24 protein-coding genes are annotated in these 26,102 nt (G+C 73.4%); 4 read left to right on the top strand and 20 right to left on the bottom strand.

The annotated features are described in order from the left end of the window. Positions 1-42: 42 nt before the first annotated feature. The 4 genes from alaS to BLS70_RS14935 form a co-directional block, all read right to left on the bottom strand. Entirely contained in the window at positions 43-2,727 is a 2,685-nt protein-coding gene (gene alaS / locus BLS70_RS14950) for an alanine--tRNA ligase (RefSeq protein ID WP_091769618.1), read from the bottom strand. 57 nt (positions 2,728-2,784) lie between these two features. Further along, positions 2,785-3,072: a hypothetical protein gene (locus BLS70_RS14945; protein ID WP_091769616.1), complete on the bottom strand. Its 288-nt coding sequence runs from the start codon at positions 3,070-3,072 to the stop codon at positions 2,785-2,787. After that, complete coding sequence (locus tag BLS70_RS14940) at positions 3,072-3,497, bottom strand: DUF948 domain-containing protein (RefSeq protein WP_091769614.1); 426 nt, start codon at positions 3,495-3,497, stop codon at positions 3,072-3,074. The genes BLS70_RS14945 and BLS70_RS14940 overlap by 1 nt, the downstream gene beginning before the upstream one ends. Positions 3,498-3,636: 139 nt before the next feature. Further along, positions 3,637-4,974 carry a replication-associated recombination protein A gene (locus BLS70_RS14935; RefSeq protein ID WP_091769612.1) on the bottom strand — a complete coding sequence of 446 codons (1,338 nt, stop codon included), beginning with the start codon at positions 4,972-4,974 and terminating at the stop codon, positions 3,637-3,639. A gap of 35 nt (positions 4,975-5,009) precedes the next feature. Between BLS70_RS14935 and BLS70_RS14930 the strand changes: the two genes are divergently transcribed. Both BLS70_RS14930 and BLS70_RS14925 read left to right on the top strand, forming a co-directional pair. Continuing rightward, on the top strand, positions 5,010-5,870 hold the full coding sequence (locus BLS70_RS14930; RefSeq protein WP_091769610.1) for an aldo/keto reductase: 861 nt from the start codon (positions 5,010-5,012) through the stop codon (positions 5,868-5,870). A gap of 172 nt (positions 5,871-6,042) precedes the next feature. Beyond that, complete coding sequence (locus BLS70_RS14925; protein WP_091769889.1) at positions 6,043-6,915, top strand: endonuclease domain-containing protein; 873 nt, start codon at positions 6,043-6,045, stop codon at positions 6,913-6,915. A gap of 76 nt (positions 6,916-6,991) precedes the next feature. Here BLS70_RS14925 and BLS70_RS14920 read toward each other — a convergent pair whose 3' ends face one another. From BLS70_RS14920 to BLS70_RS14900, 5 genes are all read right to left on the bottom strand, one after another. Next, positions 6,992-8,080, bottom strand: a complete 1,089-nt coding sequence (locus BLS70_RS14920) for a pyridoxal-phosphate-dependent aminotransferase family protein (RefSeq protein ID WP_091769608.1) — start codon at positions 8,078-8,080, stop codon at positions 6,992-6,994. A gap of 12 nt (positions 8,081-8,092) precedes the next feature. Further along, complete coding sequence (gene aspS / locus BLS70_RS14915) at positions 8,093-9,871, bottom strand: aspartate--tRNA ligase (RefSeq protein ID WP_091769605.1); 1,779 nt, start codon at positions 9,869-9,871, stop codon at positions 8,093-8,095. Positions 9,872-9,939: 68 nt separating this feature from the next. Continuing rightward, positions 9,940-10,920, bottom strand: coding sequence for an aldo/keto reductase (locus BLS70_RS14910; protein ID WP_091769887.1), 981 nt, complete (start codon positions 10,918-10,920; stop codon positions 9,940-9,942). Positions 10,921-10,925: 5 nt separating this feature from the next. Then, complete coding sequence (gene hisS / locus BLS70_RS14905) at positions 10,926-12,191, bottom strand: histidine--tRNA ligase (RefSeq protein ID WP_091769603.1); 1,266 nt, start codon at positions 12,189-12,191, stop codon at positions 10,926-10,928. Continuing rightward, positions 12,191-12,874 (bottom strand): MBL fold metallo-hydrolase, encoded by a 684-nt coding sequence (locus tag BLS70_RS14900; protein ID WP_091769601.1) that lies wholly within the window; start codon positions 12,872-12,874, stop codon positions 12,191-12,193. Before BLS70_RS14900 ends, hisS begins: the two co-directional genes overlap by 1 nt. 164 nt (positions 12,875-13,038) lie before the next feature. On the opposite strand from BLS70_RS14900, the gene BLS70_RS14895 reads away from it, so the two are divergent. Together BLS70_RS14895 and BLS70_RS14890 are read left to right on the top strand one after the other, a co-directional pair. After that, on the top strand, positions 13,039-13,845 hold the full coding sequence (locus tag BLS70_RS14895) for a peptidylprolyl isomerase (RefSeq protein ID WP_091769599.1): 807 nt from the start codon (positions 13,039-13,041) through the stop codon (positions 13,843-13,845). A gap of 40 nt (positions 13,846-13,885) precedes the next feature. Then, positions 13,886-14,530 (top strand): class I SAM-dependent methyltransferase, encoded by a 645-nt coding sequence (locus BLS70_RS14890; protein WP_091769597.1) that lies wholly within the window; start codon positions 13,886-13,888, stop codon positions 14,528-14,530. Between the two features lie 76 nt (positions 14,531-14,606). On the opposite strand, the gene BLS70_RS14885 is transcribed toward BLS70_RS14890, so the two are convergent. The 11 genes from BLS70_RS14885 to pdxS form a co-directional block, all read right to left on the bottom strand. Further along, on the bottom strand, positions 14,607-17,090 hold the full coding sequence (locus tag BLS70_RS14885; protein WP_091769594.1) for a RelA/SpoT family protein: 2,484 nt from the start codon (positions 17,088-17,090) through the stop codon (positions 14,607-14,609). A 93-nt stretch (positions 17,091-17,183) separates the two neighbouring features. After that, positions 17,184-17,780: an adenine phosphoribosyltransferase gene (locus BLS70_RS14880; RefSeq protein WP_091769591.1), complete on the bottom strand. Its 597-nt coding sequence runs from the start codon at positions 17,778-17,780 to the stop codon at positions 17,184-17,186. Continuing rightward, a complete protein-coding gene (gene secF / locus BLS70_RS14875) occupies positions 17,777-19,171 on the bottom strand; it encodes a protein translocase subunit SecF (RefSeq protein ID WP_218122440.1) in 1,395 nt (464 codons plus the stop codon). The genes BLS70_RS14880 and secF overlap by 4 nt, the downstream gene beginning before the upstream one ends. Then, on the bottom strand, positions 19,168-20,823 hold the full coding sequence (secD, locus tag BLS70_RS14870; protein ID WP_091769589.1) for a protein translocase subunit SecD: 1,656 nt from the start codon (positions 20,821-20,823) through the stop codon (positions 19,168-19,170). The genes secF and secD overlap by 4 nt, the downstream gene beginning before the upstream one ends. Positions 20,824-20,837: 14 nt before the next feature. Further along, positions 20,838-21,161 (bottom strand): preprotein translocase subunit YajC, encoded by a 324-nt coding sequence (yajC, locus tag BLS70_RS14865; protein ID WP_091769586.1) that lies wholly within the window; start codon positions 21,159-21,161, stop codon positions 20,838-20,840. A 163-nt stretch (positions 21,162-21,324) separates the two neighbouring features. Next, on the bottom strand, positions 21,325-22,449 hold the full coding sequence (gene ruvB, locus BLS70_RS14860; protein ID WP_091769584.1) for a Holliday junction branch migration DNA helicase RuvB: 1,125 nt from the start codon (positions 22,447-22,449) through the stop codon (positions 21,325-21,327). Further along, on the bottom strand, positions 22,446-23,084 hold the full coding sequence (gene ruvA, locus BLS70_RS14855) for a Holliday junction branch migration protein RuvA (RefSeq protein ID WP_091769581.1): 639 nt from the start codon (positions 23,082-23,084) through the stop codon (positions 22,446-22,448). Before ruvA ends, ruvB begins: the two co-directional genes overlap by 4 nt. After that, positions 23,081-23,650: a crossover junction endodeoxyribonuclease RuvC gene (ruvC, locus tag BLS70_RS14850; RefSeq protein ID WP_091769578.1), complete on the bottom strand. Its 570-nt coding sequence runs from the start codon at positions 23,648-23,650 to the stop codon at positions 23,081-23,083. Before ruvC ends, ruvA begins: the two co-directional genes overlap by 4 nt. Before the next feature lie 137 nt (positions 23,651-23,787). Then, entirely contained in the window at positions 23,788-24,543 is a 756-nt protein-coding gene (locus BLS70_RS14845; protein WP_091769575.1) for a YebC/PmpR family DNA-binding transcriptional regulator, read from the bottom strand. Next, positions 24,540-25,205, bottom strand: a complete 666-nt coding sequence (gene pdxT / locus BLS70_RS14840; protein WP_091769572.1) for a pyridoxal 5'-phosphate synthase glutaminase subunit PdxT — start codon at positions 25,203-25,205, stop codon at positions 24,540-24,542. The genes BLS70_RS14845 and pdxT overlap by 4 nt, the downstream gene beginning before the upstream one ends. After that, positions 25,202-26,098 carry a pyridoxal 5'-phosphate synthase lyase subunit PdxS gene (gene pdxS / locus BLS70_RS14835; RefSeq protein WP_091769568.1) on the bottom strand — a complete coding sequence of 299 codons (897 nt, stop codon included), beginning with the start codon at positions 26,096-26,098 and terminating at the stop codon, positions 25,202-25,204. Before pdxS ends, pdxT begins: the two co-directional genes overlap by 4 nt. Positions 26,099-26,102: the final 4 nt, after the last annotated feature.

Genomic DNA, 26,102 nt, shown 5'->3' with positions numbered 1-26,102 from the left:
GGTTGTAGTCGGAACCGTTGTCCTCGGTCGTGGGCACGGTGCTCACCTCCCAGTGGCGGCCGCAACCGCCTGTTCGCCGGCCTGCAGCGCGTCGGGGATCCCCGCCGCGTCGGTGCCGCCACCCTGGGCGACATCGGCCTTTCCGCCACCTCGACCGCCGACGGGACCCGCCGCGGCCTTCAACACGTCGTTGGCCGACAGCCCCTGCGCCAGGGCGGCCGGGTTGAGCGCCGCCACGAGGGCGACCTTGCCACCGGACTCCGAGGCCAGCAGCACGACCGCCGGGCGGTCGCCCAGCCGTCCCCGGACGTCGAGGGCCAGGGTGCGCAGGTCACCCCCGCCGAGTCCGGAAGGCGCGCCGGTGACCACCGCGACCCCGCCGACGTCGCGCGCACCGGCGGCCAGCTCACCGGCGGCGGCCAGGTTCTGCCGGCTGCGCAGCTCGGCCAGCTCGCGGTCGACGTCGCGCAGGCGCGACAGCATCCCCCCGACCCGCTCGACCAGCCCGTCCTGCGGGGTCTTGAGCAGCTCGGCCAGCTGGCGGACCAGGTCGCGCTCGCGGGCGAGGTAGCGGAAGCCCTCCAGGCCCACGACGGCCTCCACGCGGCGCGAGCCCGAGCCGACCGACGACTCCCCGGTCAGCGCCAGCGTCCCGATCTGCGCGCTGCCGCGGACGTGCGTGCCACCGCAGAGCTCGCGCGACCACGGGCCGCCGATCTCCACGACGCGGACCTGCTCGCCGTAGGTCTCGCCGAACAGCGCCAGCGCGCCGAACTCCCGCGCCTCGGGCAGCGTCATCCAGGAGGCGGACACCGCGTGGTCGGCGCGGACGGCGGCGTTCGCGACGTCCTCGATGTCGGTGCGCTGCTGCGCGGTGAGCGCGCCCTGCCAGGCGAAGTCCAGCCGCAGGTAGCCGGGGCGGTTGTACGAACCCGACTGCAGCGCCTGGGGGCCGAGCACCTGGCGCAGCGCGGCGTGCACCACGTGGGTGCCCGAGTGCGCCTGGCAGGCCGACAGCCGCCACTCGCGGTCGACCTCGGCGGTCAGCTCGGCGCCCTCGCGCAGCTCGCCCTCGAGGATGCGCACCTGGTGGGCCACCAGCCCCTTGACCGGGCGCTGGACGTCGATGACCTCGGCGCGGCCGCCGTCCCAGGTCAGGATGCCGGCGTCGGCCACCTGACCACCGGACTCGGCGTAGAAGGGCGTGCGGTCGAGCACGACACGGGTGATCTCGCCCGGGCCGACCGGCCGCGGCGCGGCGTCGTCGTCCCCCTCGGTGACGACGCCGAGGACGCGGGAGTCCGTCCGCAGGGTCTCGTAGGCCTGCCAGTCGGTGGGGCCGTGCTCGGCCAGCAGCCGGCGGTAGGCCAGCACGTCGACCGAGCCGGTGCGCTTGGCGCGGGCGTCGGCGCGGGCCCGGTCGCGCTGCTCGGTCATGAGCGCGCGGAAGCCCTCCTCGTCGACGGTCACGCCCTGCTCGGCGGCCATCTCGAGGGTGACGTCGATCGGGAACCCGTAGGTGTCGTGCAGGGAGAACGCCTGCTCGCCGGAGAGCGCGGGAGTGCCGGCCTTCTTCGCCTGCGCGACCGCGGTGTCGAACAGCGCCGTCCCGGAGGTGAGGGTGCGGCGGAACGCCTCCTCCTCGGCGTAGGCGACGCTCGAGATGCGGTCGAAATCGGTGGCGAGCTCGGGATAGCTGGCGCTCATCGCGTCGCGGGAGACCGGCAGCAGCTCGGGCAGCGCGGCGTCCTCGACCCCGAGGAGCTTCATGGAACGGACGGCGCGGCGCAGCAGCCGGCGCAGGATGTAGCCGCGGCCTTCGTTGCCCGGCGTGATCCCGTCGCCGATGAGCATCAGGCCGCTGCGCACGTGGTCAGCGACGACGCGCAGCCGCACGTCCGCCTCGTGGTCCTTGCCGTAGGCGACCCCGGCGAGCTCGGCGGCGCGGCGCAGCACCGGGGCGACCTCGTCGATCTCGTACATGTTGTCGACGCCCTGCAGCAGGAAGGCCACGCGCTCCAGGCCCATGCCGGTGTCGATGTTCTTGTTGGGCAGCTCACCGACGACGGTGAACTCCTCCTTGCTGCGCACGTCGGTCAGCTCGTACTGCATGAACACCAGGTTCCAGATCTCCAGGAACCGGTCGCCGGCGGTGTCGACCAGCGGGCCGCCCTCGGGCCCGAACTCGGGACCGCGGTCGTAGTAGATCTCCGAGCAGGGGCCGCCGGGGCCGGCCGCCCCGGTGTGCCAGTAGTTGTCCTTCTTGCCCAGCCGCTGGATCCGCTCGACCGGCAGGCCCGCGATGCGGTGCCACGCGTCGGCCGCCTCGTCGTCGTCCAGGTAGACCGTCACCCAGAGCCGCTCCGGGTCGAAGCCCAGGCCACCGTCGGCGACCGACCCGGTGAGCAGCTCCCAGGCGTGCTGGATCGCGCCGTCCTTGAAGTAGTCGCCGAAGGAGAAGTTGCCGTTCATCTGGAAGAACGTGCCGTGGCGGGTGGTCTTGCCGACCTCCTCGATGTCGAGGGTGCGCACGCACTTCTGCACGCTGGTCGCCCGCGGGAACGGAGCCGGCTCCCGGCCGGTCAGGTACGGGATGAACGGGACCATGCCGGCGACGGTGAACAGCAGCGAGGGGTCCGGCGACACCAGCGAGGCGCTGGGGACGACGGTGTGGCCGCGCGTGGCGAAGTGCTCGAGGAAGCGGCGGCGGATCTCGGCGGTCTGCATCAGGTCTTCTCGGTGTCGGCGGACGGGGCCGGGCGGAGGTGCGCCGCCCGGCGGAGGTCAGGATTCGGAGGTGTGCGCCCCGCGGCGACCGGGCAGCTGCACCTGGTCGGTCGCCGGCAGCGGAGCGTCCAGCCCCGTGCCCGCGCGGAGTTCCTGCTCGCGCTCGGCCATGGCATCGCGGACGTCGGCGCCGAAGTCGCCGATGGCGTCGGCCAGGTCGCGCAGCCCCTCGGCGATGCTCGCGCCGATGCCCGCAGGGGTCATCTTCTCCGCCGCGCGGGACAGCTTGCGGACGACGAGCGCGCCGATGGTGATGCCCATGGCCAGCCAGAACAGCCGGCGCATCAGACGGCCCGCCGGGAGGCACGACGAGCGCGGCGCGCCTCCTTGTCACGGCGCGCGGCCTCGGCCAGCGCCTCGCCCTCGCGCTTCTTCTTCGTCGCGCTGCGCACCCCGTAGGAGAAGGCGGCGACCTTGATCAGCGGGCTGCCCAGCGTGGCGGCGACGACGCTGGTGAGCGCGGCGACGTTGCTGGAGACGTTGGCGGCGTTGCCGGTGATGTCGTCGACCCGCTCGAGGTTGCTGTTCACGTGGGTCACCGTGGTGCTGGCCTGGGTCAGGATCGGAGCGCTCTGCTCGCGTACCTGCCGGATCGTCAGCGTCGTCTCGTCGAGCGTGCGACCGAGCTTGAGCAGCGGGACGGCGACCAGCACCACCAGCAGCACCAACGCACCGGCGGCGACCAGCCCGGCGATCTCTCCTGCGGACACACGTGCTCCTCATCTGGGGGTCTCGGCGACCGGCGGCTCGCCCGGCGCTGCCGGGTGAACCGGCCTCCGCCCGGAGTGGCCACAGTAGTCGCGGGGCCGGTCGGTACGTCCCGCGTCCCCGTTCCGCTGACGAGTGGCGTCAGCGCCGGCGCCTGACGATCGCCCGCAGCTTGGCCAGCCGCTCGCCCAGCCGCGCCTCCGCGCCCCTGCCGGTCGGCCGGTAGTAGTCCTTCCCGACCAGCGCGTCCGGCGGGTACTGCTGGGGGACGACGCCGTCGGGGTGGCTGTGCGGGTACACGTAGGTCTGCGCGTGCCCGAGCTTCTTGGCGCCGGCGTAGTGGCCGTCGCGCAGCCCCGGCGGCACCGGTCCGGCCAGCCCCTTGCGGACGTCGCCGACCGACTCCCCCATCGCCTTGGTGACCGCGTCGGACTTCGGCGCGGTGGCCAGGTGCACGACGGCCTGGGCCAGCGGGAAGTGGCCCTCCGGCATGCCGATCATCTGCACTGCCTGCATCGCCGCCACGGCCAGCGGCAGCGCCGTCGGATCGGCCATGCCGATGTCCTCGCTGGCGGAGATGACCAGCCGCCGGGCGATGAAGCGCGGGTCCTCCCCCGCCTCGACCATGCGGGCCAGGTAGTGCATCGCGGCGTCGACGTCGCTGCCCCGGATGCTCTTGATCAGCGCGCTGGCGACGTCGTAGTGCTGGTCGCCCTGACGGTCGTAGCGCACGGCGGCCTGCGCGACGGCGGTCTCCAGCGTGGCCAGGTCGATCTCGGTCGCCCCCACGGCCAGTGCCGCGCCCGCGCCGGACTCCAAGGCGGTGAGCGCCTTGCGGCCGTCTCCCCCCGCGACCCGGACCAGGTGCTCCTCGGCCTCGGCGCTGAGGGTGACCGCGCCGTCGAGCCCGCGGTCGCTGGTGAGCGCGCGGTGCAGCAGCGTGCGGACGTCGTCGTCCTCGAGGGGCTGCAGGGCCAGGACCAGGCTGCGCGAGAGCAGCGGGCTGACCACGGAGAAGAAGGGGTTCTCGGTGGTGGCCGCGATGAGGCTGACGATCCGGTCCTCCACCGCGGACAGCAGGCTGTCCTGCTGGGTCTTGGAGAAGCGGTGGACCTCGTCGATGAACAGGACGGTGCGGCGCCCGGAGAAGGTGAGCTCCCGCTTGGCGCTCTGGATGACCGCGCGCACCTCCTTGACCCCGGAGTCCAGCGCGGACAGCTGCACGAACTGACGCTTGGTGGCCAGCGAGATGACGTGCGCCAGCGTGGTCTTGCCCGTGCCGGGCGGGCCGTAGAGCACCAGCGACATCGGCTCGTCGGACTCCACCAGCCGGCGCAGCGGGGCGCGCGGGCCGAGCAGGTGCTGCTGGCCGACGACCTCGTCCAGCGACCGCGGGCGCATGCGGACGGCCAGCGGGGCGCCCGGATCGACGACCGGTGCGCCGGCCTCGTCCGGAGCCGGGTCGAACAGCGATGTCACGGTTGCGACGCTACCCGCGGGGCACGACACCCTCCGTGCAGCAGCGACGCATCGGAGACCAGCACGTCAGCGCGATCGGGCTGGGGGCCATGCCCCTGTCCACGAAGGAGCCGCGGCCCTCCCGGGAGGAGGCGATCGGCGTCGTCCACGCGGCGCTGGACGCCGGCGTGACGCTGGTCGACACCGCCGACGCCTACTCGCGCGACGAGGCGGAGTTCGGGCACAACGAGACGCTGGTGGCCGAGGCGCTCGCCTCCTACGGCCCGGGTGCCGACGGCGTGCTGGTCGCGACCAAGGGCGGGCACACGCGCGCGGGCACCTCCTGGGGGCTGGACGGCTCACCGGACTACCTGCGCCGGGCGTGCGAGGCCTCGCTGCGCCGGCTGGGCGTGGAGGCGATCGGGCTGTACCAGTACCACCGGCCGGACCCGGCGACGCCGTGGGAGGACTCGATGGGTGCGCTCCGGGAGCTCGCCGACGACGGGCTGGTGCGGACGGTCGGCGTCTCCAACGCCGACATCGCGCAGATCGACGCAGCCCGCGCCATCATCGGCGACGCGTTCGTCAGCGTGCAGAACCAGTTCTCGCCGGGCTGGCGGCACTCCGCCGACGAGCTGGCGCACTGCGCCGCGCACGGGCTGGCCTTCATCCCCTGGAGCCCCTTCGGCGGGGTGGGCGCGGCCGGCTCGCTGGACACGTCCGCGCCCGCGTTCGCCGAGGTGGCCGCGGAGCTCGGCGTCTCGGTGTACCAGGTCACGGTGGCGTGGCACCTCGCGCAGGCCGACGTCGTCGTCCCCATCCCGGGCGCGTCCCGGGCTGCGTCGATCCAGGACTCGGCGGCCGCGGCCGATCTGCGGCTCACCCGCGAGCAGCTGGCTCGCCTCACCACCCCCTGACCAGCCCCGCCCCTTGCGAGTTGATCATCGTCGTCTGGCTTGCCCCACCGGCGTGTCGGCGAGCCATCTGACGATGATCAACTGAGCGAACGCGGGTCCACAGGCCTCCGGTGCGTCCACAGATGGCCGCCGTCGTCCCCTGGTCTGCGAGGTGGCGGCCAGCGTCGGTGGGGTGTCACTCCCACCCGCGTGGACAACCGCCGAGGCGCGGACGGCCGGCTTGTCGCGTGGCCGGCTCCACGGCTCGGCCTTCGTCCGCCTCGCCCACGGATTCACCGCACGGCTGGACGACGCCGTCGACGAGGTGGAACGCCTCCGGCTCCTGACCCGAGTCCTGCCGGACGACGCAGCGTTCAGCCATGCCACCGCGGCGGCTCTCCTGGGAGCACCGGTCGACCCACCGGCGCGGGCGCACGTCGCACTCACGCCGCGCCGCGTCCTCCCGCAGCGTGCACAGTTCGTGGTGCACGCCCGCCGGCTGATCGACGCCGACGTCGTGCCTCACCGGGGACTGCGGCTCACGTCGGGGGCGCAGACCTTCCTCGACCTCGCCGAGACGCTTCCGCCGTCGGAGCTCGTGGCAGTGGGAGACGCCCTCCTGCGAGCCGGACACCTCGACGTCTGCTCGCTGTCCGAGCGCCTGGATCGGGCGGCACGGGTCCGCGGCGTCGCACGGGCCCGGGACTGCGCGCCGCTGCTGTCACCGCTGGCTATGTCGCGCCCGGAGAGCCTGATCCGGTACTGGCTGGCGGTCAGTCACCTGCCGACGCCGGTGGCACAGGTGCCCGTGCACGACGGATGGGGCCGTCCTGTGGCCCACGCCGACCTGGGCTACGAGGAGTGGAAGCTCGCCCTGGAGTACGAGGGGCGCCAGCACGCCGACCACGAACAGTTCGGGCGGGACGTCGACCGCTACTCCCTCATGGCCGCCGACGGCTGGCTGGTCCTGCGCTTCGCGAGCCGCCACCTGCACGGCCCGGCGGTGGTGCTCGAGCGCACCCGCCGAGCGCTGCTCAGCCGAGGTTGGTGGGACCCGCGCGGTTGATCACCGTCATGTGGCTGCTCGACACGCCGGCGGGGCCAGCCAGATGACGATGATCAACTGGAGCGGGAAAGGGGGATCAGCGGGCGAGGACGTCCTCCAGCGCGGCCAGCACCAGGGCGACGCGGTCGGGCGCCGCGTTCGGGCCCATCAGGCCGATCCGCCACACCGACGCCGCGTACGCACCCGCGCCGGCGCCGATCTCCAGGTCGTAACGCTCCAGCAGCTCCTTGCGCACCGCCGCGGAATCCACGCCGTCGGGCACCTGCACCGTCGTGAGCTCCGGCAGGCGGTGCCCCTCGGCGGCGAACAGCTCCAGCCCCAGCTCGGCCAGCCCCGCGTGCAGCAGCCGGCCGGCCTCGGCGTGCCGGGCGTGGACGGCGTCCAGCCCCTCCTCGAGGATCCGGCCCAGCCCCGCGTGCAGCGACACGACCATGCCCGTCGGCGCGGTGTGGTGGTAGGTCCGCCCGCCACCGGCCGCCTCGCCCGCGTAGCCCCCGAGCAGCCCGAGGTCGAGGTACCAGCTCTGCGGCTTCTCGATCCGCCGCTCCCACGCCCGGTCGGAGATGGTGAACGGCGCCAGCCCCGGTGGGACGCCCAGGCACTTCTGCGACCCGGAGTAGGCGAGGTCGACACCCCACTCGTCCAGCCGCACCGGGATGCCGCCGAGCGAGGTCACGCAGTCGGCCAGCAGCAGCGCGTCCCCCTTGCCCGCGGCCAGCGGCTCGAGGTCGGACAGCACGCCGGTGGAGGTCTCCGCGTGGACGGCGGCGATCAGCTTCGGGGACGGGTGCGCCGCCAGCACGCGTTCCGCGTCGACCGGGGTGCCCCACTCGTGCTCGACGGCCATCACCTCGGCGCCGCAGCGCGAGGCCACCTCCACCATCCGCTGCCCGAACAGTCCGTTCACCGCCACGACGACGACGTCGCCCGGGCCCACGGTGTTGACGAAGGCCGCCTCCATGCCCGCCGAGCCGGTCGCCGAGAGCGGCAACGTGCGCCGGTTCGCCGTCCCGAACACCTGCCGGAGCCGGTCGGACGTCTCGTCGAGCACCTGGAGGAACAGCGGGTCCAGGTGCCCGAGCAGCGGGAAGCCGAGGGCGGCCTGCGCCTCCGGGTAGGGGTTCGACGGGCCGGGACCGAGCAGGGTGCGGGCACGCAGCATCATGGGACGGCGCTCCTACGGCTTGCTGGAGTCGGTGGGGCCAGGTGCCCCGGGCTGGCCGGGCAGGGCCGGCTCCTCCGGCTTCGCGTCGATGCCCGCCTCCGTGCGCTGGGCGTCGCTGATCGGCGTCGGCGCGCCGGTCAGCGGGTCGAAGCCGGCACCGGTCTTCGGGAAGGCGATGACCTCGCGGATCGAGTCGACGCCGGTGAGCAGCGCGGTCAGCCGGTCCCAGCCCAGCGCGGCGCCGGCGTGCGGCGGCGGGCCGTAGGCGAAGGCCTCCAGGAAGAAGCCGAACCGCTCGCGGGCCTCCTCGCGGGACATGCCGAGGGTCTCGAACACCCGCTCCTGGAGCACGGCGTCGTGGATACGCACCGAGCCGCTCATCACCTCGTTGCCGTTGATGACCATGTCGTAGGCGTCCGACAGCGCCGCGCCCTTGTCGTCGGCGAACCGGTCACGCCACTCGGGCGTGGGCGAGGTGAAGGGGTGGTGCATGAAGGTCCAGTCGCCGTCCTCGGTCTCCTCGAACATCGGGAAGTCGACGACGAACAGGAACGACCAGCTACCGGGCTCGATGAGCTCCAGCCGCTTGGCGATCTCGTTGCGCGCCGCGCCCAGCAGCTCCTGCGAGGTCCGGCGGGCACCGGCGGCGAAGAAGACGCAGTCGCCCGGCTTCGCGCCCACGGCCGCGAGCAGGCCCTCGCGCTCGGCGTCGGAGATGTTCTTGGCGACCGGCCCGCCCAGCGTGCCGTCCTCGGCGATGGTCACGTAGGCCAGCCCGCGGGCGCCCCGCGACTTCGCCCAGTCCTGCCAGGCGTCGAACGCGCGCCGCGGCTGCGAACCGCCGCCGGGCATCACGACGGCGCCGACGTAGGGCGACTGGAAGACCCGGAACGGGGTCTCTGCGAAGTAGTCGGTGAGCTCGGTCAGCTCGATGCCGAAGCGCAGGTCGGGCTTGTCCGACCCGAAGCGGTCCATCGCCTCGCGGTAGGTCATCCGCGGGATCTCCGGCACGTCGTAGGAGGCCAGCTCGCGCCACAGCGAGCGGACGACGTCCTCGGCGACGGCCAGCACGTCGTCACGCTCGACGAAGCTCATCTCGAAGTCCAGCTGGGTGAACTCCGGCTGCCGGTCGGCGCGGAAGTCCTCGTCCCGGAAGCAGCGGGCGATCTGGTAGTACCGCTCCAGGCCACCGATCATCAGCAGCTGTTTGAACAGCTGCGGCGACTGCGGGAGGGCGTACCACTTGCCCGGCTGCAGCCGGACCGGGACGACGAAGTCGCGCGCGCCCTCGGGCGTCGAGCGGGTGAGGCTCGGCGTCTCCACCTCGGCGAAGCCGTGCCGGTGCATGACGTCGCGGGCCACCCGGCTGACCTCCGACCGCAGGCGCATGGCCCGCGCCGGGCCCTGCCGCCGCAGGTCCAGGTAGCGGTACTTGTAGCGGACGTCGTCGGAGGCGGCCTGGTCGGTCTCGATCGGGAAGGGCAGCGGCGCGGCCGAGGAGAGCACCTCCAGCGAGGTCGTCGCCACCTCGATCTCGCCGGTGGGCAGCTCCGGGTTCTCGTTGCCCTCGGGGCGCCGGCGCACCTCCCCGGTCACGAGCACGCAGTACTCGTTGCGGAGGTGGTGGGCCTCCTCCTCGCGGACGACGACCTGCACGTACCCCGACGCGTCGCGCAGGTCGAGGAAGACCACGCCACCGTGGTCGCGGCGGCGGGCCACCCAGCCGGCGAGGGTGACGGTGGTGCCCGCGTCGGACGCGCGCAGCGTGCCGGCGTCGTGGGTGCGCAACAAGGGAGGTGCCTTTCGATGGGCGGTGGGGCGGGTCAAGGGTGGTGGGGCGGGTCGGAAGAAGGAGAGGGTTACCAGCGGTCGTGCACGTGGGCGCGGATGCGCTCGTCGTACAGCCGCTCGAGGTCGGAGAGCTGGGAATCGGTGAGGGGCGGCAGCGCAGCGGCGGCGACGTTCCCGCGCACCTGCTCGACGTTGCGGGCGCCGGGGATGACGGCGGTGACCCCGGGCTGGTCGATCACCCAGCGCAGCGCGAACGCGCCGGTCGGGGTGTTCCCGGCGATGGCGGCGACCTCGCGGGCGGCGGCGACGCCGGCCTCGAAGGGCACGCCGGCGAAGGTCTCGCCCACGTCGAACGCCTCGCCGCCGCGGTTGAAGTTGCGGTGGTCGTCGGCGGGGAACGTCGTCGACTCGTCGTACTTGCCGGTGAGCAGCCCGCTGGCCAGCGGGACGCGCGCCAGGACGCCGACGCCCGTACGGGCCGCCGCGGGCAGGAGCTCCTCGAGCGGCTTGCGCCGGAAGACGTTCAGGATGACCTGGATCGTCGCCACGCCGGGGTGCTCGAGCGCGGTCAGCCCTTCCGCGACGGTCTCCACCGAGACGCCGTAGGCGGCGATGGCGCCGTCCTCGACGAACGAGTCGAGCGCGTCGTACACCCGCTGGTCGGAGTAGACGGCCGGCGGCGGGCAGTGCAGCTGCACGAGGTCGAGGGTGTCGACGCCGAGGTTGCGGCGCGACCGGTCGATCCAGGCCCCCAGGTTGGCCCGCGTGTACTGCCCGGCCTCGAACGGGTCGGCGCGGCGGCCGGCCTTGGTCGCGACGAACGGCCGGTCCGACCGCGTTACCAGTGCCCGGCGGATCCGCTCCTCGGAGCGACCGTCGCCGTACACGTCGGCGGTGTCGAGCAGGTCGACGCCCGCGTCGAGGGCGGCCTCCAGCACCTCGGCGGCGTCGTCCTCGGAGACGTCGCCCCAGTCGCCGCCCAGCTGCCACGTGCCCAGGCCGACGACGCCGACCTCGGCGCCCGTGCGCCCCAGCGGTCGGCGCTCCATGGACGTCACTCCCCCACCGTCGCACGCTTCAGCGCGTCGAACAGTTCGTCCACCGGCACCGCGGTCTGCTCCCCGGTGGCCATGTCCTTGAGCTGCCCGACGCCCTCGGCCAGGTCGCGCTCGCCGACGACCACGATGTGCGAGGCACCCGACCGGTCGGCGGCCTTCATCGCACCCTTGAGCCCGCGGTCGCCGTACACGGTGTCGGCCGCGACGCCGGCCTGGCGCAGCTGCCCGACCAGCCGGACGGCCAGCCGCTTCGCCTCGGCCCCCAGCGGCACCACGAACGCCTGCACGCCGGCGCTCGCCCCGACGTCGAGCCCCTCCGCCTGCACCGCGAGCAGCGTCCTGTCCACCCCGACGGCGTAGCCGATGCCGGGCAGGTCGGGGCCGCCGAGCGATGCCGAGAGCCCGCCGTAGCCGCCGCCACCACCGATCGCCGACTGCGCGCCCAGCCCGTTGTGCACGAACTCGAACGTCGTCTTCGTGTAGTAGTCCAGCCCGCGCACCAGCCGCGGCGCCTCCGTCCAGGTCACGCCGAGGTCGGTGAGGTGCTGGCGGACGGCGTCGTAGTGGGCCTTCGTGGAGTCCGACAGGTGGTCGACCATCAACGGGGCGTCGTCGAGCTGCGCCTGGACCTCGGGGCGCTTGTCGTCGAGCACCCGCAGCGGGTTGATCTCCGCGCGCCGCCGGGTCTCCTCGTCCAGGTCGAGCTTCTCCAGGTAGCCCACGAGGAGCTCGCGGTACTGCGGCCGGCAGGTGGCGTCGCCCAGCGAGGTGAGCAGCAGCTCGAAGTCGGTGAGCCCCAGGTCGCGGAAGCCCTGCGCGCCGAGCGCCACCACCTCGGCGTCCAGCGCCGGGTCGTCGACGCCGAGCGCCTCCATGTCGACCTGCGTGAAGTGCCGGTAGCGGCCGGCCTGCGGGCGCTCGTAGCGGAACGCCGAGCCGACCGTCCAGAGCTTGACCGGGAGGGCGCCCGAGTACAGGCGGTGCTCGATGAAGGCCCGCATGAGGCCCGCGGTCAGCTCCGGGCGCAGGGTCAGCGAACGGCCACCGCGGTCGGAGAAGGTGTACATCTCCTTGGTGACGACGTCGGTGGACTCGCCCACCCCGCGGGAGAAGACCGACGTCTCCTCGAACACCGGCGTCTCCACGTAGCCGTAGCCCGCGGCGCGCAGCGGTGCGGTGAGCGCGTCGCGGACGGCCAGGAAGCGCGCCGAGTCCGGCGGCAGCGTGTCGAAGGTGCCCTTCGGCGCGGTGAGGTCGCTCATCACAGACCCCGCCCCTTCGGCTCGGCGGCGGCCTCGGCCAGGTACGGGTTCGTGGCCCGCTCGCGTCCGATGGTCGTGGCCGGGCCGTGGCCGGGCAGCACCACCGTCTCGTCGTCGAGCGGGAGGACGACGTCGCGCAGCGAGGTGAGCATCGCGTCCCACGAGCCGCCGGGGAGGTCGACGCGACCCACCGAGCCGGCGAACAGCACGTCGCCGGCGAGCAGCCCGGGCGCCTCACCGAGGTCGAGGGAGAACATGACCGAGCCCTGCGTGTGCCCGGGGGCGTGCCGCACCGTCAGGTCGACGCCGGCCAGCGACAGGACCGCGCCGTCGTCCAGCCGCTTCACGTCGCCCGGGTCCGGCAGCCGCAGGCCGCCGAGCAGCGGCGCGAGCTGCGGGCCGTGCCAGCGCATCGGGTCGCTGAGCATGCCGAAGTCGTCCGGGTGCAGGTAGGCCGGGATGTCGTAGCCCTCGCACACCGGGAGCACGGAGAACGTGTGGTCGAGGTGCCCGTGGGTGAGCACGACGGCGACCGGCTTCAGGCCGTCGTCGGCCAGCATCCGGGCCAGCGGCTCGACGGCGTCCATGCCGGGATCGACCACGACGCACTCCTGCCCCGGTCCGGACGCCACGGCGTAGCAGTTGGTCCCGAAGGCGCCGGCGGGGAAGGAGCGGATGAGCACCCGTGCAGGTTACGCGGGCGCCCGCGCCGGAGCGGGCGTGCCAGGGAACGGCCAGCCGGGCCACCTACACTCCGTCGTCGACCGCGTCGAGCGGCGCCCGGCTGCGGGATGCCCCGCCGCCCCGCCGCCCCGCCGAGCCGCCGCCCGTCCGAGGAGTTCCCACCGTGCCTACGAACAAGCAGCGCCGCGAGGCCGCCCAGCGCCACCTCCAGCGCCAGCTGGAGCGCCGTGCCGAGCAGGCGCAGAAGCGCCGCCGCAACCTGGGCATCGCCCTCGCCGCGCTGGCGCTGGTCGTCGTGGTCGGGGCCGCGCTGCTGATCAGCGGCGTGCTCGGTGGCGACGACGAGACCGACGACACCGCCGGTCTGGCGAGCGAGAACTCCCCCACCGCGCCGGCGGTCGACGGCAGCGACGGGACGTGCGACTTCACCGAAGCCGTCCGCGGGGAGGTCACGGACATCAGTGCTCCGCCGGCCGAGGTGCCGACCGAGGGCACCGCCCAGCTCACCATGACCACGAACTCGGGACCGATCGGACTGACGCTGGACCAGGCCGGCGCTCCCTGCGCGGCGGCCAGCACGGTGCACCTGGCCCAGCAGGGCTTCTTCGACGGAACCCCCTGCCACCGGCTGACCTCGGGCGGGCTGAGCGTGCTGCAGTGCGGCGACCCCAGCGGGACCGGGCGGGGTGGTCCGAGCTACGAGTTCCCCACCCAGGTGACCGGCGAGGAGACCTACCCCCGTGGCACGGTGGCGATGGCCAACGCCGGCCAGGGCACCGACGGCAGCCAGTTCTTCCTGGTCTACGCCGACAGCCAGCTGTCGCCGGACTACACCGTGGTCGGCACCATCGACGAGGCCGGTCTGGCGACGCTGGACGGGATCGCGGCCGCCGGCATCGAGGGCGGCGCCTCCGACGGCGCCCCGGCCCAGCCGGTCACCATCGAGTCGATGACCGTCGCCGCTCCCTGACCGCTCGCGGACCGTCGTCGCCACCACCACACTGACGGGGATGGCTCCCGACCTGTACGCCGGCTTCCCGGAGGGCTTCTTCCGACGAGACGACGAGCGGCCGGACGAGGTCTTCTACGGTTCGCCGCGGCTGGTCACGCACATCGACGACGCCGCCATCACCGCCGTCGGTGACCTCTACGCCGAGCTCGGCATCGACGGCTCAGCGGCCGGCCCGCAACGGGTCCTCGACCTGATGTCCTCGTGGATCTCGCACTTCCGCACGCCACCCGCCGAGCTGGTGGTCCTCGGGATGAACGCCGCGGAGCTGGCGGCCAACACCGCGGCCACCGAGCGCGTGGTGCAGGACCTCAACGCCGATCCGCGGCTGCCGCTCCCCGACGACGACGTCGACGCCGTCGTCTGCTGCGTGTCGATCGACTACCTGACCCGGCCCGTCGAGGTGCTCGCCGAGGCCGGGCGCGTGCTGCGCCCGGACGGGACGCTGGCGGTCACGTTCTCCAACCGCTGCTTCCCCATCAAGGCCGTCCGCGGTTGGCTGCTCACCGACGACGAGCAGCACGGCGCGCTGGTCGCCGAGCTGGTGCGGCGCGCGGGCCGGTTCACCGAGCCCGAGGTCTCGCTGCGCACCCCGCCGGGCCGCGGTGACCCGCTGTACGCCGTGGTCGCCCACCGGCTGCCTTAGGCCGTGCCCATGGCGCGACTCCGCGCCCCGGTCCGCTCCTCGCTCGTTCCTCGCTGCGATGCTCCCGGGGCTGTCGTCACGCGGTCACGCGCTCCACGTCGAAGACGCCGTCGACGTTGCGCACCGTCTGCAGCACCGCGCCCAGGTGCGCGGGGTCGGCCAGCTCGAAGGTGAACCGGCTGATGGCCACCCGGTCGCGGCTGGTCTGCACCGAGGCGGACAGGATGTTGACCCGCTCGTCGGCCAGCGCCTTGGTGACGTCGGAGAGCAGCCGGTGCCGGTCCAGCGCCTCGACCTGGATCGCGACCAGGAACACCGAGCCGGGCGCGCTGGCCCACTCGACCTCGACCAGCCGCTCCGGTTTGCGCTGCAGGTCGCCGGCGTTCGTGCAGTCGGTGCGGTGCACGCTCACCCCGCCGCCACGGGTGACGAAGCCGAGGATCTCGTCGCCGGGCACCGGCGTGCAGCACTTCGCGAGCTTCGCCCACACGTCGGTCATGCCGTGGACGACGATGCCCGGATCACCGGTGGCCGAGCGACGCGGTGTGGGTCGGCTGGTCGGGATCGCGGTCTCGGCGATGTCCTCGACCGCGCCCTCGGTGCCACCGAGCGCCGTCATCAGCTTCTCGACGACCGAGGCGGCGGAGATGTTGTTCTCCCCCACCGCCGCGTACAGCGCCGTGACGTCGGCGTAGCGCAGGTCCTTGGCCAGCGTGCTGAGCGCCTCGCCGCCGAGCAGCCGCTGCAGCGGGAGCCCGGCCTTGCGCATCGCGCGGGTCAGGGCCTCCTTGCCGGCCTCGACCGCGTCCTCGCGGCGCTCCTTGGTGAACCACTGCCGGATCTTGGTGCGGGCCCGGGAGGAGCCGACGAAGGTCAGCCAGTCCTGGGACGGACCGGCGGTCGGCGACTTCGACGTGAAGATCTCGACGACGTCGCCGTTCGAGAGCTTGCTGTCCAGCGAGACGAGGGCGCCGTTCACCCGGGCGCCGATCGTGCGGTAGCCCACCTCGGTGTGCACGGCGAAGGCGAAGTCGACCGGCGTGGACTCCCCGGGCAGGCTGACGACGTCGCCCTTGGGCGTGAAGACGAAGACCTCCTGCGGACCGAGGTCGTAGCGCAGGGTCTCGAGGAACTCGCCGGGCTCCTGCGCTTCGCGCTGCCAGTCCAGCAGCTGGCGCAGCCACAGCATGTCGTCGGGCGAGCCGACCTTGGGCGGCGCACCGAACTCGCCGGCGCTGGGCCGGCCACCGGCCCGCGCGCTCTCCTTGTACTTCCAGTGCGCGGCGATGCCGTAGTCGGCGGTCCGGTGCATGTCGTGCGTGCGGATCTGCAGCTCGACCGGCTTGCCGTGCGGGCCGATCACCGTCGTGTGCAGCGACTGGTACATGTTGAACTTCGGCATCGCGACGAAGTCCTTGAAGCGCCCGGGCAGCGGCTGCCAGTGGGCGTGCATGATGCCCAGTGCGGCGTAGCAGTCGCGCACCGAGTCGACCAGGATCCGGATGCCGACGAGGTCCCAGATGTCGGTGAAGTCGCGGCCGCGCACGATCATCTTCTGGTAGATCGAGTAGTAGTGCTTGGGCCGGCCGGTGACGACGGCCTCGATCTTGGCCGCCTTGAGCTGCTCCTGGACCGTGGTGGTGACCTCGGCGAGGTAGGTGTCCCGCGACGGTGCCCGCTCGGCGACCAGCCGCACGATCTCGTCGTAGCGCTTGGGGTACAGCGTCGCGAACGCGAGGTCCTCGAGCTCCCACTTGATGGTGTTCATGCCCAGGCGGTGGGCCAGTGGGGCGAGGATCTCCAGCGTCTCGCGCGCCTTCTTCTCCTGCTTCTCGGGCGGGAGGAAGCGCAGCGTGCGCATGTTGTGCAGCCGGTCGGCCAGCTTGATGACCAGCACCCGCGGGTCGCGGGCCATGGCGACGATCATCTTGCGGATCGTCTCGGCCTGGGCGGCGTCGCCCAGCTTCACCTTGTCGATCTTGGTGACGCCGTCGACGAGGTGGGCGACCTCGGGGCCGAAGTCGGTGGTGATCGACTCGAGGGTGACGCCGGTGTCCTCGACGGTGTCGTGCAGGAGGGCCGCCACGAGAGTGGTGGTGTCCATGCCCAGGCCGGCCAGGATCGTGGCCACCGCCAGCGGGTGGGTGATGTAGGGGTCGCCGCTCTTGCGCTTCTGCGCGGCGTGCGCGGCCTCGGCGACGTCGTAGGCCCGCTGCAGCAGGGTGAGGTCGGCCTTGGGGTGGCTCTGGCGGTGCAGGGCGGCCAGCGGCTCGAGCACCGGACGGACCACGGGGCTGCGCTGGCCGGCGACGATGCGGCGGGCGAGCCGGTCGCGGACCCTCCGTCGCGGCGTACCGGCGTCACCGTCCCCGGGCTCGGCGCCGACGTCGTCGGGCCGGCGGACCGCGGGCCGCTCGGGCAGCGGCGGACGGCGGACCGGCTCGGTGCCGGCGGCCGGTGCGCCCGTCCCGCCCGGCGGCGACGGGTCGGTCGCGGTGCCGGGGGTCCTGGGTGTCCCGGGGCGCGCGGGAGCGGCGTCGGCGGCTACGTCAGAGGCCACTGCGACTCCCGCTGGTTCGAGGAGAGGGGGACCCTCCCCATGCTAGCGGGGCAGAGCACGGCCCTGCCGCGTGCGGCGGGGCGTCTCCCCCCGTCAGGTGGTCCAGAGCGCGTGCACCGTGTGCGGCGCCATCCGCTCCCGGCCGCCCAGCGCGGCGAGTTCGACGACCACCGACACCGCGGTCACCACCCCGCCCAGCTGCTCCACCAGAGCGACGGCGGCGGCCAGCGTGCCGCCGGTGGCCAGCACGTCGTCGACCACCAGCACCCGCTGCCCCGGCCGGATGGCGTCGGAGTGCAGCTCCAGCGTGGCGGTGCCGTACTCGAGCACGTAGTCGGCCGAGATCCGCTCCCGCGGCAGCTTTCCCGCCTTGCGGACCAGGACGACACCCACACCCGCCGACAGCGCGACGGCGGCGGCCAGCAGGAAGCCGCGCGCCTCCACGCCGACGACGACGTCGAACGTTGGGGTCGCCCGGTCCGCGCCGGCCAGCGCAGCCGCCCGGGGGTCGGAGTCCGCCGGGGCGGAGAGCCCCTCCACCACGCGCGCGAAGGCCCGGCCGTCGGCGAAGACCGGCGTCAGGTCGCGGAACAGCACGCCCGGCTCGGGGTGGTCGGGCACGTCGACGGTGAGCGAGGCGATGAGCTCGTCCAGCGGCTGCTGCACGGTCCCCTCGGCGGGGGCGCTCACCGGCGCTTCTTGCCCGGCGGGCGTCCCTTGCCGGCGGGGCGCTGCGGCCGGGCGCCCGGACGCGGCGCCGCGGTGGCACCGGAGGCCTCCGGTCGCACCGAGGACGGCGACTCGACCACGACGTCGGCAGGCACGGCGTCGGGCAGCTCGGCGACGGCGGTGGCGGCCCCCGCGGCGGGACGACGGGCACGCCGTGCGCTCGCCACGGGACCGGCGACGGTCGCCGCACCCGTCTGCCGGGCCGACGACGAGCGCCGGGCGAGCACGCGCCGGCGCAGTGCCTGCACCTCGGGCTCGCGCTCCTTGAGGTCGGCCACGATGGGCGTGGCCAGGATGATCGAGGAGTACGTGCCCGCGGCCAGGCCGACGAACAGCACCAGTGCCAGGTCCTTGAGCGTGCCCACGCCCAGCAGACCCGCGCCGACGAACAGCAGCCCGGCCACCGGCAGCAGTGCGATCACCGAGGTGTTGATCGAGCGCATCAGGGTCTGGTTGACGGCCAGGTTGGCCGCCTCGCCCCACGTCATCCGGGCCGACTTGTCCAGGTCCTTGACGTTCTCGTCCACCTTGTCGAAGACGACGACGGTGTCGTAGAGCGAGAAGCCCAAGATGGTGAGGAAGCCGATCACCGTCGACGGGCTGACCTCGAAGCCGACCAGCGCGTAGATGCCCGCCGTGACGACGATGTCGTGCACGAGCGCGGCCATCGCGCCGATCGCCATCTTGAGCTGGAAGCGCAACGCCAGGAACAGCACCACGGCGATCAGGAACACGACCAGCGCGACCAGCGCCTGGTCGGTGATGTCCCGCCCCCAGTCGGCGCTCACGGACTCGGGGCTGACCTGGTTCTCGTCCACGCCTGCCGCGTCGGCGATCGCAGCGACGACGGTGCGCTCCGCGTCGCTCTCGAGCGCTCCCGTGCGCAGCAGCACGGTGTCGCCACCGACGATCTGCGCCGAGGCGACGTCGGCGCCGGCGTCCTCGGCGGCCGACCGCACCTGCTCGAGCTGCTGCTCGGAGCCGGGCAGCCGGAAGCTGTTCCCGCCGGCGAAGTCGATGCCGAAGTTGAAGCCGCGGAACACCATCGTGGCGATGCACAGCAGCATGATCACCGCGGTGATCCTGTAGATCAGGCGGCTCCTGCCGACGACGTCCAGCCCGGCCTCGCCGTTGTAGAGCCGGTGCGCCAGCGAGGCGCGCGGCCCCCTGGCAGCCGCCGTGCCGCCCTCGGTGGGCAGCCCGGCGTCGGCGAGGGCGTCGTCGCCCATCGCCGCGGCGGCCTCCTCCCCGGCGTCACCGGCGTCCCGCGCCTCGTCGGCCTCGGTGCCCACGGGGACGACCTCGTCCTCGGGGCCCTGGTCGAGGTCGTCGCTCCGCGCGTCGCGGGTCATGAGCTGCTCCTGTTCTGCGCGCCGGCGGTGGCGCCGACCAGCCCGCGGTCGGGCCGCAGCCTCGGCGCGCGCCCGGACCGGTCGACCTGCCCCAGACCGGAGATCCGGCCACTGCCGAACCACTTGTAGCGGGACAGCACCGCCATCAGCGGGTGGGTGAAGAGGAAGACGACGACCAGGTCGAGGACCGTGGACATGCCGAGGGTGAACGCGAAGCCCTTCACGTCGCCGATGGCGAGCACGTAGAGGATCGCCGCGGCCAGGAAGCTGACCGCGTCGGCCGAGAGGATCGTCCGCCGGGCGCGGACCCAGGCCCGCGGCACGGCCGAGCGCAGGCTGCGGCCCTCGCGGATCTCGTCCTTGAGCCGTTCGAAGTAGACGACGAACGAGTCGGCGGTGATGCCCAGCGACACGATGAACCCGGCGATGCCCGCCAGGCTGAGCGTGAAGCCGATCTCGCGGCCCAGTACCACCAGGACGCCGTAGACGACGACGCCGGACAGCACGAGGCTGGCGATCATCACCAGCCCGAGCGCGCGGTAGTACAGCAGCGAGTAGAGGAAGACCAGGCCGATGCCGATGGCACCGGCGAGCAGGCCCGCCTGCAACTGCTCCTCACCGAGCTCGGTGGAGATCGACTGGGCGGTGGCCTGGGTGAAGCTCAGCGGCAGCGCGCCGTACTTGAGCTGGTTGGCCAGCTCGGTCGCCGACTCCTGGTCGAAGCTGCCGGTGATCTCGGTGGTACCGCCGAGGATGGCGCCCTGCACCGTCGGCGCGGAGATGACCCGGCCGTCCAGGGTGATCGCGACGGAGTTGCCGACGTTGGCGGCGGTGAACTCGCCCCACTTCGCGCCGCCCTCGTTGTTGAAGTCGAGGTTCACGACCCACTCGCCGGTGCCGGCGCGGGTGCCGGCGTTGGCGTCGCTGACCGACGTGCCCTCGACCACGGCGGGCCCGAGGAGGTACTTGAGGGCACCGTCCTCGCTGCAGGCCGCGACGTGGTCGTCGGACCGGGCGACGTCGCCGGTGCCGGTGTCACTGCAGGTCAGCGCATCGAAGGCGGCCTGCGCCTCCTCCTGCGTCACGGCCGGGGCGTCGGGATCGCGGACCGGGGCCTGGTCGGCCTCGCCGTCCGGTGTCTCGTCGGCCGGCGCCTCCGTCGGCTCGGCGCCGGCGGTCGGGGCCGCGGGATCGGTCGGGGTCGCCGGGTCCGTCGGCGCGGCCGGATCGGTCGGCGCGGCCGGATCGGTCGGCTCGGCGCCCTCGGTCGGCTCCTGCGCCGCGTCGGCGACGGTCAGCACGGGGCGGAAGCGCAGCTGCGCCGTCTGCCCCAGCTCGCGCGCCTGGTCGCCGTCGTCCCCCGGGACGGAGATGACGATGTTCGAGTCGCCCTCGGTGACGACCTCCGCCTCGGCGACACCGAGGCCGTTGACGCGCTGCTCGATGATCCGGCGGGCCAGCTCGAGGTCCTCGCGGTCGGGAGCCTCGCCGTCGGGCGTGCGGGCGGTGAGCGTGACGGTCGTTCCGCCCCGCAGGTCCAGCCCGAGCTGGGGCGTCCGGTCGGAGCCGGCGAAGACCAGCCCGTAGAGGGCGGCCACGATGAGGATGAACGCGCCGAAGTACCGGCGCGCCGAGAGGGAGCGGTTGGCCACGGGTCCTCCCCCGCTCAGAGGGTGTCGTCGGCCGGGCGTCCGCCGGCCGTGCCGGGCGCGTCGTCGTCCGAACCCGCGGAGACCGGCTGGCGGATCTCCAGGATCGCCGCGCGGACGAAGGTCACGACGACGCCGGGCGCGAGCTCCAGGTCGACGGTGGTCTCGTCGAGCCGGGCCACTGTCCCGTGGATGCCGCTGGTGGTCATCACCGGCGTGCCGACGGTCAGCGACTCCTGCAGCGCCTGCGCCCGGGCCTGCATGGTCCGGCGCTGGCGTGCGGGGAGCACGAACAGCAGCACGGCCAGCAGGACGAGCATGATCAGAGGGAAGTACTCCACGACAGGTGTGCCTCTCTACCGCGTGTGGTGCTCCACGGTCGGTGCGGCCCTGGGGCCGCTCGGGTGCGTCGGTCGCCTCGGCGAATCTGGTGCACGGCGCGCGGCGACCCGGTGGGGCGCGCACGGCCGCGGCCTCCCAGTTTGCGCGCCAGCGTCCCGGAGTCTAGGCGTCGAAGAGCGGCTCTGACGACGACCCTGCGCCCTGTGGGTCAGCTGTGACCCGCCCGAGAGGAATCCCGCCGCGGGGCACCTCCAGGCCCAGGTGCCGCCAGGCGGCCTCGGTCGCGACCCGGCCACGCGGCGTGCGGGCGAGCAGGCCCGCACGCACGAGGAACGGCTCGCACACCTCCTCGACGGTGTGCGACTCCTCCCCCACGGCCACGGCGAGGGTGGCGACGCCGACCGGGCCGCCGCCGAACTTGGTCACCAGCGCCTCGAGGACGGAGCGGTCGAGCCGGTCCAGCCCGAGGTGGTCGACGTCGTAGAGGGCGAGCGCGGCCTCGGCGACGGCACGGGTGACCCGGCCGTCGGCCTCCACCTCGGCGTAGTCGCGGACCCGGCGCAGCAGCCGGTTGGCGATCCGCGGTGTGCCGCGCGAGCGGCCGGCGATCTCCCGGGACCCCTCGTCGGTCAGCTCCACGCCGAGCAGCTCGGCGCTGCGGGCCAGCACCAGCTGCAGCTCGGCCGGCTCGTAGAACTCCATCTGGCCCACGAAGCCGAAGCGGTCGCGGAGCGGACCGGTGAGCAGGCCCGCACGCGTGGTCGCGCCGACCAGGGTGAACGGGTTGATCTCCAGCGGGATGGCCGTGGCCCCGGGTCCCTTGCCGACGACGACGTCGACCCGGAAGTCCTCCATGGCCATGTACAGCAGCTCTTCGGCCGGCCGGGCGATCCGGTGGATCTCGTCGATGAACAGCACGTCACCGGGCGAGAGGTTGGAGAGCATCGCGGCGAGGTCGCCGGAGCGCTCGATGGCCGGCCCGCTGGTGATCTTCACCGCGGTACCGAGCTCGGAGCCGATGATGAGCGCGAGGCTGGTCTTGCCCAGCCCGGGCGGGCCGGAGAGCAGCACGTGGTCCGGCGGGCGGCCGCGGCGCTTGGCCCCCTCGAGCACCAGGGCGAGCTGGCGGGCCACCTTGGGCTGGCCGATGAAGTCGTGCAGCGAGTGCGGGCGGAGCGCGGACTCGACGACCCGCTCCTCGTCACCGGCCTGCGGCGAGACGGCCCACTCCTGGCCGAGGTCCCCGCTCACCTCGCCGGTCAGCGACCGGTCGAAGGGGGCGCTCATGCCCTACCCAGCAGTTGCAGGGCCTGCCGCAGCAGGACCGCGACCTCGACCGAGCCGGTCCCGACGATCTGCGCGTCGGCGACGGGGGCGAGCTGGGTCAGCGCCGTCTCGGCCTCCTTGCCCGACCAGCCCAGGCCGACCAGCGCGGAGGTGAGCTGGTCGCGCCAGGGCGCGACGGGGGTGACCGCCGGGAGGCCGGCCGGCGCGGGACCGTCCAGCGAGGTGTCGGTGGTGATGGAGCCGAGCCGGTCGCGCAGCTCGAGGATCAGCCGTTCGGCGCCCTTCTTGCCGATGCCGGGCACCTGCATGAGCGCCTTCACGTCCGCCATCGACACCGCCCGGCGCACCTCCCGCGGCGGGTGGATCGCCAGCACGGCCTGCGCCAGCCGGGGGCCGACGCCGTTGGCGGTCTGCAGCAGCTCGAACAGCTGGCGCTCGTCGTCGTCGGCGAACCCGTAGAGGGTCAGCGAGTCCTCGCGCACGATCAGGCTGGTCGACAGGCGCGCGCTCTCTCCGACCTGCAGGCGGGCGATGGTGCCCGGCGTGCACTGCACCGCGAGGCCGATGCCGCCGACCTCCACGACCGCGCCGTCGGGCGAGACCGCGGCCACCCGGCCGCTCACGGAGGCGATCATCGGGCCGCCACCCCCTGCCACCTCGGCAGGGTGCGCTGCACGACGGGCGCGCCGATGCCACCGGCGATCGCGGCCGAGCGCAGCCGCTGCTGGGCGGGCCCGCGCCACACGTGGCAGACGGCCAGCGCGAGGGCGTCGGCGGCGTCCGCCGGCTTCGGCGCCTCGGCGAGGCCCAGCACGCGGGTGACCATGAGGGTGACCTGCTCCTTGTCGGCCCGGCCGTTGCCGGAGATCGCGGCCTTCACCTCGCTGGGCGTGTGCCAGGCGACGGGCCGGTCGGCCTGGGCGGCGGCGAGCGCGGCGACCCCGGCGGCCTGCGCGGTGGCGTGGCCGGTGCCCTTGTTGTTCTGCGTGAAGACCCGCTCCACCGCGACGACGTCGGGCCGGTGCTCGCGGAGCAGGGCCGTCACCGCGGTGTGCAGCTCGAGCAGCCGGAGCTCCAGGTCCAGCTCGGGCAGGGTGCGGATGACGCCGACGCCGATCGCCGTGGGCCGCGCGCCGGGGCGACCGTCGACGACCCCCCACCCGCACCGGGTGAGCCCCGGGTCGATGCCGAGCACCCGCATGGCCACGCTCCTAGCTTCGCACGAACACCTGTTCGATCGGAACGCTAGCTCTCCCCAGCCGCAACGAGCGGACGACACGCCACCAGTGGCGGCCCCGTCGCAGGGGCCCGCGCCAAGCGTGGGGGCGACGGGGTCCTTCAGGCGTCGATGGTCTCCATGACCTCGTCGGACACGTCGTAGTTCGCGTAGACGTTCTGCACGTCGTCGAGGTCCTCGAGCGCGTCGATGAGGCGGAAGACCTTGCCCGCGCCGTCGGCGTCCAGCTCGACCTGCACGCTGGGCAGGAAGCCCATGTCGGCGGAGTCGTAGTCGATGCCGGCGTCCTGCAGGGCGGTGCGCACGGCCACCATGTCGCCGGGCTCGCTGATGACCTCCAGGGTGTCGCCGAGGTCGCGCACCTCCTCGGCGCCGGCGTCCAGCACGGCCATGAGCACGGTGTCCTCGTCGACGCCGTCGGACTTGGGCACCACCACGACGCCCTTGCGGGAGAACAGGTAGGAGACCGAGCCGGGGTCGGCCATGTTCCCGCCGTTGCGGGTCATGGCGGTGCGGACCTCCATGGCCGAACGGTTCTTGTTGTCGGTCAGGCACTCGATGAGGACGGCGACCCCGCCGGGGCCGTAGCCCTCGTAGGTGATGCCCTGGTAGTCGACGCCGCCGGCCTCGGCACCGGAGCCGCGCTTGACCGCGCGGTCGATGTTGTCGTTGGGCACCGAGCTCTTCTTCGCCTTCTGGACGGCGTCGTAGAGCGTCGGGTTGCCGGACAGGTCACCGCCGCCGGTGCGGGCGGCGACCTCGATGTTCTTGATCAGCTTGGCGAAGAGCTTGCCGCGCTTGGCGTCGATGCCGGCCTTCTTGTGCTTCGTCGTCGCCCACTTGGAATGGCCGCTCATGCGTTGCCCCTCTCGTCCCCGGCGTCCGCGCCGGCCCTCGCGGCCGGGTGGGCTGATGCCATGCGAGACCTGACGATCTCGACGAACAGCGCGTGCACCCGGCGGTCCCCGGTCAGTTCCGGGTGGAAGCTCGTGGCCACCAGGTTGCCCTGGCGGACCGCGACGATCCTACCGTCGGCCTCTCCCCCGACGACGCGGCCGAGGACGTCGACCCCCTCGCCGGCCTCCTCCACCCAGGGGGCCCGGATGAAGACCGCGTGCAGCGGCCCGCCGCCCACGCCGTCGAACGCCATCTCGGACTCGAAGCTGTCGGCCTGCCGGCCGAAGGCGTTGCGCCGCACCGTGACGTCGAGGCCGCCGATCGTCTCCTGGTCCGGCGGCGCGTCGAGGAGGCGGTCCGCGAGCAGGATCATCCCCGCGCACGAGCCGTACGCCGGCAGCCCGGCGCGGACGGCGACGCGCAGCGGCGCCATCAGCCCGAACCGCTCGGCGAGCTTCGCGATCGTCGTCGACTCACCACCGGGGAGCACGAGGCCGTCCACGCCGGCCAGTTCCTCCGGCCGCCGCACGGCCACCGCCTCGGCGCCCTGGTCCCGCAGCGCCGCGAGGTGCTCGCGGACGTCGCCCTGCAGGGCCAGAACGCCGATGACGGGGCGGGTCACCAGCCGCGGGTGGCGAAGCGCTGGTCGGCCGGCAGCGTCGAGACGTTGAGCCCGACCATCGCCTCGCCGAGCCCGCGCGACACCTTGGCGATCACGTCGGGGTCGTCGTGGAAGGTCGTGGCCTGGACGATCGCGGCGGCGCGCTGCGCCGGGTCGCCGGACTTGAAGATGCCGGAACCGACGAAGACGCCCTCGGCGCCCAGCTGCATCATCATCGCGGCGTCGGCGGGGGTGGCGATGCCGCCGGCGGTGAAGAGCACGACCGGCAGCTTGCCCTCCTTCGCGACGAGGGCCACGAGCTCGATCGGGGCGCGCAGCTCCTTGGCCGCCACGAACAGCTCGGTGTCGTCGAGCGTGCCGAGCGCCTTGATGCCGGCGCGGATCGACCGCATGTGCCGGGTGGCCTCGACGACGTTGCCGGTGCCGGCCTCGCCCTTGGAGCGGATCATCGCCGCGCCCTCGGAGATCCGCCGCAGCGCCTCGCCCAGGTCGGTGGCGCCGCACACGAACGGGACGGTGAACTGCGACTTGGCGATGTGGTGCGCCTCGTCGGCCGGCGTCAGCACCTCCGACTCGTCGATGTAGTCCACGCCGAGGGACTGCAGCACCTGCGCCTCGACGAAGTGCCCGATGCGCGCCTTGGCCATCACAGGGATGGAGACCGCGCCGATGATGCCCTCGATCATGTCGGGGTCGCTCATCCGCGAGATGCCGCCCTCGGCGCGGATGTCGGCCGGCACCCGTTCGAGCGCCATGACCGCGACGGCGCCGGCGTCCTCGGCAATCTTGGCCTGCTCGGGCGTGACGACGTCCATGATGACGCCGCCCTTCAGCTGCTCGGCCATGCCGCGCTTGACGCGGTCGGTTCCGGTGGAGGGGGTCGGTGCAGACACGGGG

Source organism: Blastococcus aurantiacus, from assembly GCF_900102425.1.
Lineage (GTDB): Bacteria > Actinomycetota > Actinomycetes > Mycobacteriales > Geodermatophilaceae > Blastococcus > Blastococcus aurantiacus.
Note: the sequence above shows the minus strand (reverse complement) of the source record. Positions and strands in the feature narration are given on the sequence as shown.

Coding starts and splice junctions, on each gene's coding strand:
- BLS70_RS14920 (WP_091769608.1), bottom strand. CDS start 8,080: ATGATGCTGCGTGCCCGCACCCTGCTCGGTCCCGGCCCGTCGAACCCC.
- hisS (WP_091769603.1), bottom strand. CDS start 12,191: ATGAGCGACCTCACCGCGCCGAAGGGCACCTTCGACACGCTGCCGCCG.
- BLS70_RS14845 (WP_091769575.1), bottom strand. CDS start 24,543: ATGAGCGGCCATTCCAAGTGGGCGACGACGAAGCACAAGAAGGCCGGC.
- secF (WP_218122440.1), bottom strand. CDS start 19,171: ATGACCCGCGACGCGCGGAGCGACGACCTCGACCAGGGCCCCGAGGAC.
- BLS70_RS14910 (WP_091769887.1), bottom strand. CDS start 10,920: ATGGAGCGCCGACCGCTGGGGCGCACGGGCGCCGAGGTCGGCGTCGTC.
- ruvC (WP_091769578.1), bottom strand. CDS start 23,650: ATGCGGGTGCTCGGCATCGACCCGGGGCTCACCCGGTGCGGGTGGGGG.
- BLS70_RS14945 (WP_091769616.1), bottom strand. CDS start 3,072: ATGCGCCGGCTGTTCTGGCTGGCCATGGGCATCACCATCGGCGCGCTC.
- alaS (WP_091769618.1), bottom strand. CDS start 2,727: ATGCAGACCGCCGAGATCCGCCGCCGCTTCCTCGAGCACTTCGCCACG.
- ruvB (WP_091769584.1), bottom strand. CDS start 22,449: ATGAGCGCCCCCTTCGACCGGTCGCTGACCGGCGAGGTGAGCGGGGAC.
- ruvA (WP_091769581.1), bottom strand. CDS start 23,084: ATGATCGCCTCCGTGAGCGGCCGGGTGGCCGCGGTCTCGCCCGACGGC.
- BLS70_RS14890 (WP_091769597.1), top strand. CDS start 13,886: ATGGCTCCCGACCTGTACGCCGGCTTCCCGGAGGGCTTCTTCCGACGA.